The sequence below is a fragment of the Bellilinea caldifistulae genome (assembly GCF_001306055.1).
Classification (GTDB): domain Bacteria; phylum Chloroflexota; class Anaerolineae; order Anaerolineales; family Anaerolineaceae; genus Bellilinea; species Bellilinea caldifistulae.
Genome location: NZ_LGHJ01000009.1, coordinates 61,550 through 76,496 on the forward strand (window position 1 = coordinate 61,550; position 14,947 = coordinate 76,496).

General features: G+C 48.0%; 13 protein-coding genes. 5 read left to right on the plus strand and 8 right to left on the minus strand.

The features are described 5' to 3' along the window. Nucleotides 1-20: 20 nt before the first annotated feature. The 4 genes from AC812_RS03185 to AC812_RS03200 form a co-directional block, all read right to left on the minus strand. Nucleotides 21-1,049: an ABC transporter permease gene (locus AC812_RS03185; RefSeq protein WP_061913707.1), complete on the minus strand. Its 1,029-nt coding sequence runs from the start codon at nucleotides 1,047-1,049 to the stop codon at nucleotides 21-23. A 3-nt stretch (nucleotides 1,050-1,052) separates the two neighbouring features. After that, on the minus strand, nucleotides 1,053-2,579 hold the full coding sequence (locus AC812_RS03190) for a sugar ABC transporter ATP-binding protein (protein ID WP_061913705.1): 1,527 nt from the start codon (nucleotides 2,577-2,579) through the stop codon (nucleotides 1,053-1,055). Nucleotides 2,580-2,644: 65 nt separating this feature from the next. Next, nucleotides 2,645-3,724, minus strand: coding sequence for an autoinducer 2 ABC transporter substrate-binding protein (locus AC812_RS03195; protein WP_061913703.1), 1,080 nt, complete (start codon nucleotides 3,722-3,724; stop codon nucleotides 2,645-2,647). 118 nt (nucleotides 3,725-3,842) lie between these two features. After that, nucleotides 3,843-4,604, minus strand: coding sequence for a DeoR/GlpR family DNA-binding transcription regulator (locus tag AC812_RS03200; protein ID WP_061913701.1), 762 nt, complete (start codon nucleotides 4,602-4,604; stop codon nucleotides 3,843-3,845). A gap of 697 nt (nucleotides 4,605-5,301) precedes the next feature. On the opposite strand from AC812_RS03200, the gene AC812_RS03205 reads away from it, so the two are divergent. Beyond that, nucleotides 5,302-5,736, plus strand: coding sequence for a phage integrase N-terminal SAM-like domain-containing protein (locus AC812_RS03205; protein ID WP_061913699.1), 435 nt, complete (start codon nucleotides 5,302-5,304; stop codon nucleotides 5,734-5,736). A 111-nt stretch (nucleotides 5,737-5,847) separates the two neighbouring features. Here the strand turns inward: AC812_RS03205 and AC812_RS03210 are convergent, their stop codons facing one another. The 4 genes from AC812_RS03210 to AC812_RS03225 form a co-directional block, all read right to left on the minus strand. Further along, complete coding sequence (locus AC812_RS03210; protein WP_061913697.1) at nucleotides 5,848-7,239, minus strand: PTS transporter subunit IIC; 1,392 nt, start codon at nucleotides 7,237-7,239, stop codon at nucleotides 5,848-5,850. 125 nt (nucleotides 7,240-7,364) lie between these two features. Continuing rightward, nucleotides 7,365-7,667, minus strand: a complete 303-nt coding sequence (locus AC812_RS03215; protein WP_061913696.1) for a PTS sugar transporter subunit IIB — start codon at nucleotides 7,665-7,667, stop codon at nucleotides 7,365-7,367. A 6-nt stretch (nucleotides 7,668-7,673) separates the two neighbouring features. Next, nucleotides 7,674-8,816: a pyridoxal phosphate-dependent aminotransferase gene (locus AC812_RS03220; RefSeq protein WP_061913694.1), complete on the minus strand. Its 1,143-nt coding sequence runs from the start codon at nucleotides 8,814-8,816 to the stop codon at nucleotides 7,674-7,676. Between the two features lie 46 nt (nucleotides 8,817-8,862). After that, nucleotides 8,863-9,321 carry a PTS sugar transporter subunit IIA gene (locus AC812_RS03225; RefSeq protein ID WP_061913692.1) on the minus strand — a complete coding sequence of 153 codons (459 nt, stop codon included), beginning with the start codon at nucleotides 9,319-9,321 and terminating at the stop codon, nucleotides 8,863-8,865. Nucleotides 9,322-9,761: 440 nt separating this feature from the next. Between AC812_RS03225 and AC812_RS03230 the strand changes: the two genes are divergently transcribed. From AC812_RS03230 to AC812_RS03245, 4 genes are all read left to right on the plus strand, one after another. After that, nucleotides 9,762-11,846, plus strand: a complete 2,085-nt coding sequence (locus AC812_RS03230) for a BglG family transcription antiterminator (RefSeq protein WP_061913690.1) — start codon at nucleotides 9,762-9,764, stop codon at nucleotides 11,844-11,846. A 138-nt stretch (nucleotides 11,847-11,984) separates the two neighbouring features. Then, entirely contained in the window at nucleotides 11,985-12,281 is a 297-nt protein-coding gene (locus AC812_RS03235) for an HPr family phosphocarrier protein (protein WP_061913688.1), read from the plus strand. Between the two features lie 10 nt (nucleotides 12,282-12,291). After that, nucleotides 12,292-14,025: a phosphoenolpyruvate--protein phosphotransferase gene (ptsP, locus tag AC812_RS03240; protein ID WP_061913686.1), complete on the plus strand. Its 1,734-nt coding sequence runs from the start codon at nucleotides 12,292-12,294 to the stop codon at nucleotides 14,023-14,025. 25 nt (nucleotides 14,026-14,050) lie between these two features. Beyond that, complete coding sequence (locus tag AC812_RS03245; RefSeq protein WP_061913684.1) at nucleotides 14,051-14,812, plus strand: hypothetical protein; 762 nt, start codon at nucleotides 14,051-14,053, stop codon at nucleotides 14,810-14,812. The last annotated feature ends 135 nt before the right edge of the window (nucleotides 14,813-14,947 follow it).

Sequence of the window (14,947 nt, forward strand, 5' to 3'; positions counted from 1 at the left end):
TTTTTCTCTCGAATAAATAATTAATCTGATTGAGTTAATTGACTGGTATGCCCCATACGTTTAGCCCTCAAATTCCTCAAAGCAGGAATAGAGGTGAATAAAATCAAGATTACACCAACAACGAATCTCTGCCACTCAACCGGAATACCGGTGAGAATCAACGCCCGGTTGATAACTTGAATAACCAGCACCCCCAGCGTGGTTCCAATAATAGAGCCGCTACCGCCGGTTATTGCTGCTCCTCCCAATATGATCGCTGCTAAAACATCCAGTGGTTGGGTAATGAAAATCACCGGGTTAAAGTATCGGCTTAGAAATGCCTGTGTAACACCGGCAATTGCCGAGAACAATCCCATGATGCCGAAAATTACGAAGAAAATTAAGCGCACATTGAAACCAGAGCGGACGGCTACTTCGCGATTCCCTCCAATTGCATAAACCCCTCTCCCTAAGGTTGTATATTTCAGAAACCACCAGATAATTAAACCTAAACCCAACGCCAGTAAAACGGTTATGTGCAGCCCTGTTTCACCCACATTAGGGTCTTGAGCTGTGAAGACAAAAATATTGTAAAAACCAACTGTGCCTTTGGGGAGCGAGAAATTTGCCGTTGCCCCAACAAAAAACAGATTAAAACCATACCACATTGTAAACATTGCCAATGAAACATCAAAGATTGGCAACTTAAACTGCGTAACTAAAAATGCGTTTAAAAGTCCGGCTAGAATGCCCGCTCCTCCTGCAATTAGATAATACAACAGTATGCCCCCATCATAACCCTGCTTCAAGAGGAACATGTGAGTCGCGTATGAGGTGGTTGCTGCAATGGCTACAAAAGAGATGTCAATACCACCGGCTATTACGATTGGCAGTAATCCATACGCGAGGATCAAGAATACGATCGAAGATCGCAAAGTGTCAAACAAGGTGGATATTGTGAAAAAGGCCGGATTGATGGCGCCTATTGTCAACGAAAGAAAAAGCAGAATTAAAAATATTACAAACTCATTTGAGCGAATTAATTTTTTAACTCGGAATCGACCAAACATTTGTTAATCCTCACTCACTGCCTTTGCTTGATTCTCCGAAAAGATCAAGCGTTGATATAAATATTGTTCATCTATATCATTCCGTTGATATTCTTCAACAATTCTGCCCGTTCGCATTAATAAAATACGATGGCAGGTTTGAAACAACTCCGGAATATCATCCGAAATTAAGATAATCCCGATTCCCTCATTAGCCAGTTGTCTGATCAGCTCATGGATTTCTGCTTTTGAACCCACATCAACTCCGACAGTTGGACCATTAAGAATTAAGATTTTTGGCATGGTTGCCAGCCATTTGGCTAAAACCACTCTCTGTTGATTCCCACCGGAGAGGGTTTTTACGGGCAACTTACCGGAGGGTGTTTTGATTGCCATCCTTTGAATCCATTGATTGGATACTTCATTTTTCGTTTTCGACTTGATTAAACCGATTCTTGTGACCAATCGGTCGATTACGCTAATAATGATATTGTCGTTAATAGATTGATCTAAAAATAGTCCTTGTTGAATACGGTCATCAGGCACATATCCAATTTGATTCTTTACCGCCTGTTGAATACTATTGATATGGACTTCCTTCCCTTGAACAAAAATTCGCCCAGAGTCCGCTGGCAGCTCACCAAATAGCGCCAATGCCAATTCTGTGCGCCCAGAACCCAGAAGACCAGTAATGCCGAGTACCTCATTTTTTCTTAAAGCAAAAGAAACATCTACAAAACCGTGTCGTAAGCTCAGATTCTCCACTTTCAGAAGCGGAGTATGCATATCGCCGGGAGGAGAAAAGGCAATGTTGCTGCTGTCAAGTCTACGACCGGTCATGTGATATTCCATCGTGGCGATATCAATACCTCTCGCGTCTTGATCTAATACCTTTTTTCCATTTCGAATGATCACAGTTCTTTCCGCAATCTCTCTAACCTCATTCAATTTGTGACTGACAAATAAGGTTGAAATTCCCCTTTCTTTCAGGTCAATAATTACCTTAAAAAGTGCAATCACCTCTTTTTGAGTCAAGGCTGTGGTTGGCTCATCCATGATAATGAGACGGGCATCCGCCAGGATTGCTTTGGCAATAGCGATCAATTGTCTATCTGCAGTGGATAGATTTTCAACCAACTCATCTAGGGGCAACTCGATATTGATTCGTTGCAAACCCTCTCGTGCAATTTTTTCTACTTCTTGCCAGTTGACAAGGTTTTTGCGATGAGCGAGTTGATGATTTATTGCAATATTTTCAGCAACCGTCAAATTCGGAAACAAAGAAAAGTCCTGATAAATGACCTGGATACCTTCTCGGATCGAATCAATTGGGGTTAATTTCTTGTAAAGCTTATTGTTTAAGTAGATATCGCCTTCATCGGGAGCATAAACACCAGAAATGATTTTGATTAAGGTTGACTTACCAGAGCCATTTTCACCCACTAAACAACAGATTTCACCGGGGAAAATCGAAAGGCTAACTTCATTTAGCGCAATTACACCACCAAATCGCTTACTGATATTTTCGACGCGGATAATCGGTTCAGACATATGCAAGCCTTTGGTAAGTTGGGGCGGTATTTACACCGCCCCAACTATACAATGAACTTTTCTATTTAGAATGGATAATCATCCATGTTGTTGGCGTCAATCTTGATCCAAGCTGCACCATAAATTACAGGCACGCCATTTACGCCTTTGACTAATTTGATCTTTTCGTAACCCGGCACACCCAGGTCCATACCGTCTGTGATTTCCTCACCCTTCAATACTTTGTAAGCAACTACGTTACAGGCATAACCTGCTGTCGCCGGATCCCAGGCCATGGCAAGATCTACCGCGCCGGTTTTGAGCAATTCGCCCGCATAGGATGGGATGCTTGTTCCAACCACGGCAATTTGATCTTGAAGTTTTGCTTCCTCAATTGCACGGCCGGCACCAACAACATCACCTGCCGCCGCTCCAAGCACGCCCTTTACGTCCGGGTATGTTTTCAAAACATCCTTCATCGTGTTGTAGGCAACCTCTTGGTCTTCTTTTGACTCATATTTGGCGATGAATTCCAGTTTGGGATAGTTTTTCTCAGCGTAAGCCTTGGCACAATCCATCCACTCATTATGAGATGCATTGGTCAAGGAGCCCACAAACTGGATGTATTTTCCTTCTTCGCCCATGCGGGTCGCCATTTCCTTCATCATTTCTTCGCCGTAGGAGCAATTATCGAAGGCTTCAACGTCATAGTGCAATGTGCCTTCTTTAGCCGTAGCAGCTTCATGGCCGACTACAATAATCCCGCTATCAATGGCTTTCTTCTGGACAGGTTCATTTTCGGGAACACCATACGGCACATTGCAAATTGCATCAACCCCCTGAGCTATCAACGATTCAATAATCGCTACCTGAGCCGCGGAGTCAACTTGAGAGGGGCCTTCCATAAACGCCTTGACGCCATAGTCCTTTCCAAAGTCCTTGACGCCGGTTTCCATCCTCAGGAACCAGTTGAAAGCGATAGACTTTACCACAGTCGCAAAGACCAATTCTTCCTGTTCAACAACTTTGGTTGGTTCTGAAGCAGGCGGGGCTTTGGTTGGCTCTGTACCCCCTGGCGGTTGGGTGTTAGTGGCCTGCTGTGGTGCACAAGCAGCCACCAAGGCAATGATTAACAGCACAGACAGAACAAACAGACTCTTTTTCATTTTTTTACTCCATAGTTTCTGAGAAAAGGGATACGATCAATTGGCTTTATAGTCAGCGATATACGACAAACTTCCTCACCTTCTTCCTCTTCACCTCCTCCAAAAAATTGAAATTGAACTATACGCGTAGAACCTCAACGCCCATTTTTTCGATTTGTTCAACAATCTCCAGCGGGGCTTTGGTATCCGTTAGAATGCGATCAGCAACCATCACAGGCGCGATTGAGTTCAAAGCGATTTGTCCAAACTTTGAGGAATCAGCAACGACTATGATTTCTTTGGCTCTCTTCAACATCGCTTGTTTTACGAGAGCATCCTCTAAGTTAAATTCGGTAAAGCCAATTTCCGGGTCAATTCCACCTGCCCCCATGAATAACTTGTCAACATTGAAACCTTCGATGGTTCTTTCAGCCAGATGACCTACCAACGATAATTCGCCTCGCCGGAGAATTCCACCAGTCAAAATCAAACGGATGCCTGGATGATCCACTAAAGCCAGTGCAATATGAAATGAGGGAGTGATGACAGTGAGATTTTGGCGATCGTATATGTTCTTGGCAATTTCAAGGGTAGTTGTGCCCACATCAAGCATGATCGAATCGCCATTCTGGATCATTTCTGCAGCTGCCTTGCCAATTCTCTGCTTTTCTTCGCTGCATTTGACGCTTCGCGATAAAAACGGCGGTTCATAACTTCTGCCACTTCCACTGATGGCCCCGCCATGCACCCTCCGCAACAACCCTTTCCGCTCCAAAATATCGAGGTCTCTACGGATGGTTACTTCAGACACACCAAACATCGAAACCAGTTCGGTTACCTGAACCGATTCATTTTGGTTGATTAATTCTAGGATTATTTGATGTCTCTTGTGGGAATTCATATATCGGGGAAAATTAAATTGTTTCGATTACTTTCAAATAATACAAAATTTTTGATTGTTTGTCAACAAGCAATCATTCAATCTTTAGAAATGAGTTGGGGACTCCACAATAAAAAAGGAGATTCGAAACCAATAATCTGAATTTATAAATACTCAAACAAACAGAAGTTTCCATCGTAAAAATTTCACTTTTGTTCGTCTATGTGTGCTTCTACGAAATGATCAAAGGATCGCCGACAAAGCCGTAGAAGGTGGTTTAGCAATCCTGATAGTTCACTCGTTGCATTTTTCGGAAATTGTGGAATAGTACCCGTTAGCAGTAATGGCACTTATAAACACATTCAGCGCTTTGTGAAGTAGACCGACCCTCGAAAAAAGTCCCGGCCGTATCAGTGTTCTCTATAAATTTGGTAGGGATAGCAGTAGATGTCGGCAGCGGGAAGTACGTTGTTGACCGAAGACTCAGATCATGGATAAAATGACCATTATGAGGTATATCAATATGTACCGAAGAATGCCTGCTCTCCTCCCGCCGCCGGTCAATTTTTTACAGATTCGCGCATCGCACAATACAGTCGTACAATACACATTGTGAGACGCAGAAATCCTAAAAATAGCCCCAAAACCCCCATTTTTCGGGCTTAAAACCGCCCTAAACTGCGTCGCACAATGTTTTTAGCGGGAGGAAAACGCACCCATGAACCCCATGGACGAGTATCTTGCAACCCTCACCAGTCCCCGCACCGCAGAGCGTTACCGGGCGGCACTGAGCGAATTTGCCGACTGGTACACCCAAACCACCGGCGCAAGCGTGGACTGGAACCTGCTCACCACCGTTGAGGTCAAGGACTACACCGCCTACCTGCAAACCGTCCGCAGGCTCTCACCGGCGAGCGTCAATCTGCGTTTGGCAGCCATCCGTTCGTTCCTGCGCCACCTGGGGCGTACCTTGAAGGTAAAAGGCCCCAAGCAGGTCACGCCGCCGGTCAAGGCTCTCTCTGCCCGTGAGTTGGGCAGGCTGTTTGCCGCCGCCGAAGGCAGTACACGGGACACCGCCATCCTGAACCTGATGGCACGGGCGAGCTCACGGCTGAATGATATTCAGACAACAGAGTATTCGGAGTGGCGATGATAAAGGCTAGAAAGGCTATAAAATCCCACAGGCTCACCCACACAAGTGGGTGAGCCTGTCAGGAAAGGAGAGACCCGATTCTGGCAACCGATAATCAAGTAGACACGGGTCTTAATCAGCCGTTGCCGCCAACGCCGCGCTGCGACGCTTTTGTACATTGTAGCGAAGACGGAAAGCTGTTCCGATGGCTGCAATCACGACCATTGCTGCCAAAACACCGCCAATTCCAATGGTCTGGAAGTTTTCACCCAGGAAGCCAGTAACCAGCATATCTTGACAGAAATACAGGAAGGTGGAGGTTGCACCGGTAACGCCCTCTACACCCTGCAGTTTAGCAACCGCATCAGCCCAAGGCGCCACAAAAATACCGGTTACAGTTGCCAAACCACCCATCAGAATGGTGGTGATGAAAGTACGCAGCATATCACCCTTATTGGGTGCTGCTGCAAATACCCAGAAGAACAACAGAGCCGGTAGGTCAGCCAACGGTACGCTCAAGGTGCCCGGGATGATGAAAGCCCACAGAATCATCACCGGTACCATCAGCGCGGTTGTTGCCAGCACCGATGTATGCCCCACTGCAATTGCCGGGTCAACACCGATGAATAGCTGCTTGCCCTTGGTTCGGGCCTGCATAAAGGCAGCCGCTGCTTCGGAAACCGGTACCAGAGCCTGCATGACAATTCCCGACATCATGGGCAGCAACACAAGAGCGGTAGCCAGTTTGATCATCAGCATGACGATATCACCCCACCAGAAACCGGCTCCAATTCCCATCAACAGGCCGATGATACCACCCAGTACAGCCGGTTCACCGATTGCCCCAAACCGCTTTTGCACATATTCCGGCGTGAATTTGGCGGAAGATGTGAAAGGCAGTTTATCCAGAAGGGATGAAACTGCATGGGCGAACATGCCCCACCACACATTGAAGCCCTGATAAAAGGCAATGTTCTTAAAACCGTAGAACTTTTCCGGGTAGCCCTTGTTGGCATACCAGTCGGTCACCATCAGGTTAACCCAGCACCAACCCGCTGCCACAATCAGGGATGCCAGCACATTGTTGGTCAACGCCAGCATAATCAATGCACAGATGGTGGCTTCCCATGTATCCCAGATGTTCAGGTTGAGGGTGTCGGTCAGGTTGGTGACGATCAACAGCAGGTTGACAGCCAGACTGATGGCGATGACCGCATAGGCAATTGGGTGGCCAAAGGCAAACGCCGCATAAGCTCCCCAGCCGATGTCTGTATATGTGAAGACACCTCCAAATCGCTCGGTTAGCGCGGTGGCTGCGGGACCAACCCCGGCAAGGAAAAAGTCCACGATGATATATACACCCTGGAAACCCACTGCGATCATCAAGCCGTTACGAATGGCACGTACCGGCCCCAGCCGCACAATCAAGCCGATCAGGGTGAAGACCACAAAAATCATAAACAACGCGCCAAGATTAACGACCGGCTCTAGCAAAGCCTGAATGGTATTAAAAAATCCGTCCATCTTGAATCCTTCCTTTGTTTTTGGAAATTGGTATTATGACTTATAGGCCGCACAGGAAAAATTCCATTATTTTGTTATTTTGTGGGTCAGTTCCTCCTCCTTCCGAATCTTTTACGGGGATGCGGTTAATCTTTGATCTTGGCAATTGCCTCAAAAATCTGATCAAACAATTCCTTCTGGCCAATGCCCGTCAGCAGCGGTACGCCATTGAACACCGGCACATCATCACGCGGCGGAAGGACAGCGGTTGCTACGATGATATCGGCCTTGGTGGATTGCAGAAGGACATCAGCATCAGCAACCTTGCCTTTTTTGACTACAACCGACACATTGCGCCGCTTGGCTTCTTCTTCGATTTTGACTGCCGCCAGGGTAGAAGTGGCAATCGAAGATCCGCACATCACTAAAATGACAGCTGCTCGATTCATTCTTGATTACATCCTTTCTGAAACAGAGGTAGATTGAAGTGGCAGTGAATTTTCTTCAAAGTAATTCCGCAACTCTTTTAGCACACCCAGCACATCCTCATGCGTGCCAATTGTTATGCGGAAATATTGATCACCGGGCAAGCCGCGTGCGTTGACAAAACTGCGGGTGATATAACCCTTGCCGAGCAGGTACTCATAAATTTGACTGGCTTTCAAGCCGTTTTCGACCCGAATCATCACAAAATTGGCCTGTGAGGGAATTGGATAGAAGCCGGGGAATTTTGTAAGCTCGTTATAAAGAAATTCACGATCTTCTTTGACGCGCCGCACATTTTCGCGAATGTAGTCGGCATCATCAATAGCTGCCATTGCCGCCACTTTGGTTACCAACCCAATGTTCAGCGGTGTGCGTACACGGTTGATTGCTTCAATCAATTCGGGCCGGGCAATAATCCAGCCAAGCCGAATCCCCGCAAGCCCCATCGCCTTGGAAAAAGTATGGCTGATGATCAGATTGGGATATTCATCCAGCAAATCTTCCACCGGACTGTCACCGAATTCGAAATAAGCTTCGTCAATTGCCACCAAAATGCCTGTATCGCATAATCCACGCACCAGGTCTCGGCTGATTTGATGACCATCCGGGTTGTTGGGACGGGAGACCAGCGCCATTTTGGTCTTTGAGGTGATTTTCGATGTAAAGCTTTCCAGGGTATAGTTGAAGTCTGCATCCACCGGTAAAACGCTGACTACGGTTCCGCCATAGAGGGGTACCCGTCGAGTGTATGGGGAATAATCCGGTGTAGAAATGAGGATCTCATCACCTTCATCCAAAAATGCTTTGTACAAAAGGTCAATCACTTCCATAGAGCCATTGCCGCAGGTGATCCAATCCGCCCTGCCAGGCAGACCAACATATTCGGCCAGCTTGGCACGCAGTTCCACATCAGTATAGGGGTCTTCTGGGTAGTAATTGAGTCGGTCGGCAATCTGGCGCACTGCCTCAACCACCTTCGGCGACGGTGGGTAAACCAGTTCATTGCCCATCAGCCGGCGGTATTCAGGCTTTTGCCAACCCAGCCGAAAGTGATGCAGGTTGTAAATTTCTCCAACTTTAGCGGCTTTACTGAAAAATCTTGAGAGTTCCATGTTGTTCGATCCTTTGCAAATGAAAATCAAAGTTAGAATGAAAAGATTAGGCGCCAGCCTGCTTCAGGTGATTCAGAAGCAAACTCACCTCATTGTCCTGACGGAGTTGATGAATCTTCTCCGCATCCGAAATAAAATCTGCCAGTGCCGATAAAAAGGCGACATGATCATCCGGATCGGAGATCAATAGCAAGAACACCAGATGTGCCTGCACCTCGCCTCCCTGACCGCCCATCGGTTCAAACGCCACCGGCTGTTGCAGGATCGCTACAATCATTCCTGGTACCAGTGTCCACTCGGCATCTGCATGGGGAATTGCAATTCCACTGCCGGGGGCATGGATACCTGTGGGATACTTTTCTTCGCGTTCCAGCAATACTTGAGTAAAACCTTCCTTAACCCAGCCATTCTGAAGGGCAGTATCCGCCAGTTTGGTGAGTAACTCGCGGCGGTCGAGAACTTGCTCAAAACGGATGATTTGCAGGGAATTCAAGACAGATAACAATCGTTCACCTCAAGGTTTCAATTTTGTGAAAATACAGGAAAAGTGGGGTATCAGTTCCGAGAGCGTTCGGACTTTCTGGAATTGCTGTTTTTGATTATAGAAAAAAGCGGTTTGGTTTGTTTCATTGGTTTTTGCAAATACAACTTATGACAAAATTAGATCATTTCGACAAGTAAATCGGGTATATAAATCGCGAGCATGACACTTTATCTAGCGCAACAACGTTTGAGGTAACAGGACAATAATTTCCTCAAACGTAAGGAGATTTACGGATTATAGTTTTGCGATCCTTTGAACTTTTCCCGAAGGCCTATCGGTAATATGAAAACAAAAAGCAAGTCATGGCCTTTGCTTGCCAGCGGGGGCGGTGTGGGCTATAATGCGCTGAAATTCGCAAAAAGCCAGTTAATACAAAATTGTTTTAATTATTCCAACCAGCCATGCCCGGTCTAAAAATCAACATCAACCCCCGTCAGCGAACAATCATTTTTGCCCTATTAGAAAGCGATGGCCGATTGACGATTGAGCAACTGGCCAAACGCTGCGGAGTCACCGGGCGGGTCATCCGCTACAATCTCGATACGGTGCGCGCCTGGCTACGCAATGAAGGCGTTCCCTTGCGTATCCGCCCGGGCTTTGGGATGGAGATTGAAGCCAGCCGGGTGCAGCGCAAACGCCTGCTTGCGCTCATTGACCAACCCGAAGAAGATCATCTGGTCTTTTCCAGGACCCAACGCCATCACCTTTTACTATTTGAATTACTTTCTTCACAGCTGCCACTAACCTATAAACAACTGGCCGAAATCGGGGGAGTTTCCCGTTCAACCGTCATCAATGACATTGAAGAAATGGAAAAGTGGCTGGCGCTGTTTTCTATCCGGCTCAAGCGGTTACCAAACCGGGGTGTATTTGTCCAATCTGGTGAGGCGAATCGTCGCTTCGCCCTATTGAATCTGATTCGCGAAGAACTCGGCGATCGCAAATGGTACCTGCTTTGGAAACAACCGGGAGTCGGTTTTGCGGGTGACAAGTCCATCCCGCCAAGACTGGAAAAATTCCTTCGCGGCCTGCCGTTGAAGATTGCCCACATGGAGGTTGTCCGCATCGAAAACATGATTGGACGGACAATGTCGTTATATTCCAGGGTGGAAACGCTGGTTTACCTGGCAATCAGCATTGAATGTCTGCAAGGGGGCAAAGCCATCCCACCCGATCAAACTATTATTGTTGAGCACAATTTGTATTACGAGGTGGCTGTCGCAGTGTTTGGTGATTTGCGCACTCGTTACCATCTTCCCGTTACACCCGCCGAAACAGCCTTACTGGCGGCTACCCTGTGCGGTGCAAAGTGGGAATCCCCCTCGCTGGATTTGAGAGATCAGGCCAGCCGTGCCGAATTGGAAACGCTTTACCCCAGTGGAACGGCCTATGCCAGCCAGATCACCTCAGTCTGTGCCCGTCAGCTTCATCCGCTACTTTTGCTGGATGAGGAATTATTTGCCGAACTCGCACGCCACCTTGAACCAGTGATTTATCGCATTCGCTACCAGCTGCCCATCTTAAACGAAAACCTGCCGGAAATACGCCGCTTGTACCCGGAAATTTATCAGACTGCCCAGCAAAGCCTGCGGGAAATTGAAGAAGACCTCTATTTGACCTTTCCGCCTGAAGAAATTGCCTATATTGCCATGTACCTCCTCTCGGCGTTGAACCGTCTCAACATCAAAGACCGCAGTAAAACCACCGTAGCCCTGGTAGGGGATGGCATCCGGGCAAAAGTATCTTTGCTGCGCGCCCGTCTTGAACGTGAATTTCCGGCTCTGAAAGTAATTGGAATCGTCAACGGTTTCAGTAGTGAAAATGAGATACTCAACCAGGCCGATCTTATTCTTTCCACCGACCCGATTGAAATGCCCGACTATCCCATCCTAAATGTCAGCCCCTTCCTCCATCCGGCAGAAAAAAAGATGATTCAAAACTGGCTGGTGGAACGCGAGGGTCAGGCACAGCGGTATGTGCTTAGCGATGCCGAAAAACCGGAATTAATTGACTTACTGCGTCCAGATCACATATTGATTTGCGAGGAAAAACTTGACTGGCATACGGCCGTTCAAAAGGCCAGCCAGCCGTTGCTGGCAAACGGCTATATCCTGCCAGATTATGTGCAGGCAATGACGTCGATCATCAAGCAGCATGGCGCTTATATGTGGCTCGCCCCGGAAGTCCTGATCCTGCATGCCCGGCCAGTGGATGGTGTTCTGCGGCTGTGCCTGAGTATTCTTATCCTAAGACAGCCAGTCGCTTTTGGACAGGGAACCGAACAACAGGCGCGAATTTGTCTGGTGCTGGGGGCAGTGGATGATCATGCCCACCTCAAAGCTCTGCTGGCGCTCAATCAACTGCTTCACCAGCAAAACTTCCGCGAAAAACTGGGGCAGGCAAAATCGTCTGCCGAGGTCATTCGAATTTTCTGGTCCTCTCTGATGAATCTCAACCAGGAGGAAAACCCTGCCAGTCCCAATTAATTTAAATTTGTCACAACCATTGTTGAACAAAACCCAACAAACGATTGAACTCGCAACTATCTATAATCAATGCAGGGTAGTTCTGTAACGTTCGGTTTTTCACAAAGTCAATCATAATTCAACGGGAAGGAAAGAAACATGGAAATGGTGGAACAACAGGTGTTTGAACAAATCATAGAGGTTGAACACGAACACGGTTTGCATGCTCGTCCTGCGGACTTGTTTGTGAGGTGTTCCAATCAATTTTCCGCTTCAATTTATCTGTACAACCTGACCCGCAACAGTGATAAGAAAGCCAACGCCAAGGGAATTTTGGGGGTACTTTCTCTGGGAGTGCGTAAAGGGGATTTGATCAAGATTGTTGCTGAGGGGGAAGATGGCGCACAGGCCATCGAGGCTCTAACCGACTTGATCCGATCAAATTTTCAGGAATAAGGCGGCAGCCATGGAGAGTTTACCGGTTATTTCGGTTTCACGCGGCATCAGCATTGCACCCATCTTCCAATTTCGCAACACGCCGCTGGTCTACGAACGCCGCCTGATTGAAAATCCCTTGGTAGAGTGGGAACGCTATCGTCAGGCCGTGCAGGAAAGCTTGAATCGCCTGGAACAGATTTACCACCAGGCGGTTGCTGAGGTCGGGACGGATGAAGCGGGCATTTTTCACGCCCACATTTCCATTTTGCAAGACCCAGACCTGAATGACAGCGTAAAAGACCGTATCTACGGCGAAAAGATCAATGCCGAAAGTGCGCTATATGAGGTCAGTGAAGAGTATTGCCGCATGTTGGAAGAGATCAACGATGAGTACATCCGCGCCCGTACCACCGACCTGCGCGATGTGCGTGATGGCGTGTTGCGCATTTTACTGCATGTAGATGGTCATCATATTAAACTCACTTCACCGGCGATTGTAGTTGCTCGTGAACTGACCCCCTCAGAGTGTCTTTTGTTGGACCGCCGGTTGGTACGTGGCTTTTGCACCATTGAAGGTGGCACCACTTCTCATACAGCCATTCTCTCGCGCAGTTTGGGCATCCCCGCTGTGGTTGGCATTCCCGAACGCCTTCTAAGCGTCCCAGATGGGATGCTGGCGATCTTGGATGGTTATGAAGGCAAAATTATCCTGAAACCCGATCAAGAGACGATCCAGCATTATCAAGGAATGCAGTCTCGCAGGCAGCAAATTTTCGAGACCGCTTTGCGCGAAACCCACCGCCCGGCTCTGACGCTGGATGGGCACGTGGTTGAAGTATTTGCAAATATTGCCAACGATAATCCCCAAGACCTGAAAGAAGCCGTTCAAAACGGAGCCGAAGGGGTTGGTTTGCTGCGGACAGAATTCATCTATCTGGACTGCGAAACCCTACCAGACGAAGAAGTTCAATTTTATAAATATAAATCCGTGCTGGAGGCTTTTGGCAACCGGCCGGTTATCCTGCGTACGCTGGATATTGGCGGCGACAAGCAGCTACCCTACCTTGACCTGCCATATGAACTGAATCCATTTCTAGGTGTGCGCGGACTGCGATTGTGTCTGCGGAATTTAGCGCTCTTCAAAGCTCAGATTCGAGCCGCATTACGCGCCGCCTCTTACGGGAATCTGTATCTGATGTTCCCAATGGTCACCAAAGGCGCCGAGATTCAGGCTGCCAAAGCCGTGATTGCCGAATGCCGGGCTGAGCTGGAAGCCGAAGGGTGTAGTATTCCTCCCCGTATTCCGATTGGCATAATGATTGAGATTCCCGCCGCTGCCCTGATGGCTCGTCATCTGGCGCGTGAAGTGGACTTCTTCTCGATCGGTACCAACGATTTGACCCAGTATACCCTTGCAGTTGACCGCACCAATTCTGCTCTCACCGATCTGGCAAGCGGCTTTGACCCGGCTGTGCTGAACTTGATTCAGGCGGTGATTAATGGAGCGCATACTCAGGGCAAAAAAACTGGCATCTGTGGCGAATTGGGCGGTGACCCGTTAGCCATTCCACTGCTTGTGGGTATGGGAATGGACGAGTTGAGCATGAACGCAGGTGAAATTCCGGCCGCCAAACAAATCATCCGCCAGATTTCGCTGAAGGATGCCCGCCTTGTTAGCCAGCAGGCACTGGAACTGGAAACTCCCGAAGAAGTGATCGCCTTGGTTAAATCAGCCTTTCCGTTTATTGAAAACTACATCTGACACACCCATTGCAAACAGCAAAACCATGCGTGCTTTTGAACGCCCCGAACAGGAACGCAAAAAACTCATCTCTCGCGACAAAGAAGCCAGTTTGCCTTTCCGGCTGGTGCGCTTTTCTTTTGTACTGGGTGTAGTAGGAGTAATAGGTTTCTTTCTGGCTTTCTTCTACCAGACGGTGCTTAATCGGATAGGGCTGCCCTACCGGCAGGCTCAGGCCACCGCTATACTGGTTGTGTTTATCGCATGGGTAATTTTTACGCTGGCTTGCCGCCACCTGGGTATCAGTACACGCGGATTGACCTACCCCAAACTAATGTCTATTCTGCGCAATGAAGTTGAAACTCCGCCGGACGAGTTCAAGGCCAGCCGCAAGCAGATAGCAGCGGCTTTCGGAAGTTTGAGCGATGACTGGTGGCTTTTTCCGGACATTTTTGCGGATGATCCCACGCAGGTACTGCCGATGGTCCTGCTCGGGCCTGGCGGGGTGTTTGCCCTGCGGGTTAATTATCAAGACCCCCGCTCCAAGGATTTTCGCGATCCGGCCGTTCCGCTCTTAACGGGCAGTCAGATGCTGGAAAAGCGGCTTGGAGTGCCAGTTAAACCCATTTTGGCATTCAGCCGCCATACCAAACACTACCAACCTGTTCACGAAGAGGTTAAGGTTTTTACGTTTCCAGATGCGTTGACTTATGTTACCTCTCGCGAAGCTTGGCTGGACGCTCACCGATGCAGACAGATTGGGCAGCAATTGGCCGAACTGGCCAACTTGCCTCGTGGAGCCTTGTAAGACAAAGGCAAGAACTAAAAAGATACAAATATTAAGGCTATGGCAATCAATCAGCCATATTCATTGAACTTACCCAGTTTGGCAGACCAACCGGAGATTGCCGGTAGAGAGTGAGCAGCGGAATGATAGTACTTA

What these genes read in the sequence shown, in the direction of transcription:
- AC812_RS03220 (WP_061913694.1), bottom strand. Translation starts at nt 8,816, where the DNA reads ATGGAACTCTCAAGATTTTTCAGTAAAGCCGCTAAAGTTGGAGAAATT.
- AC812_RS03185 (WP_061913707.1), bottom strand. Translation starts at nt 1,049, where the DNA reads ATGTTTGGTCGATTCCGAGTTAAAAAATTAATTCGCTCAAATGAGTTT.
- ptsP (WP_061913686.1), top strand. Translation starts at nt 12,292, where the DNA reads ATGGAGAGTTTACCGGTTATTTCGGTTTCACGCGGCATCAGCATTGCA.
- AC812_RS03235 (WP_061913688.1), top strand. Translation starts at nt 11,985, where the DNA reads ATGGAAATGGTGGAACAACAGGTGTTTGAACAAATCATAGAGGTTGAA.
- AC812_RS03230 (WP_061913690.1), top strand. Translation starts at nt 9,762, where the DNA reads ATGCCCGGTCTAAAAATCAACATCAACCCCCGTCAGCGAACAATCATT.
- AC812_RS03215 (WP_061913696.1), bottom strand. Translation starts at nt 7,667, where the DNA reads ATGAATCGAGCAGCTGTCATTTTAGTGATGTGCGGATCTTCGATTGCC.
- AC812_RS03210 (WP_061913697.1), bottom strand. Translation starts at nt 7,239, where the DNA reads ATGGACGGATTTTTTAATACCATTCAGGCTTTGCTAGAGCCGGTCGTT.
- AC812_RS03195 (WP_061913703.1), bottom strand. Translation starts at nt 3,724, where the DNA reads ATGAAAAAGAGTCTGTTTGTTCTGTCTGTGCTGTTAATCATTGCCTTG.
- AC812_RS03205 (WP_061913699.1), top strand. Translation starts at nt 5,302, where the DNA reads ATGAACCCCATGGACGAGTATCTTGCAACCCTCACCAGTCCCCGCACC.
- AC812_RS03190 (WP_061913705.1), bottom strand. Translation starts at nt 2,579, where the DNA reads ATGTCTGAACCGATTATCCGCGTCGAAAATATCAGTAAGCGATTTGGT.
- AC812_RS03245 (WP_061913684.1), top strand. Translation starts at nt 14,051, where the DNA reads ATGCGTGCTTTTGAACGCCCCGAACAGGAACGCAAAAAACTCATCTCT.
- AC812_RS03200 (WP_061913701.1), bottom strand. Translation starts at nt 4,604, where the DNA reads ATGAATTCCCACAAGAGACATCAAATAATCCTAGAATTAATCAACCAA.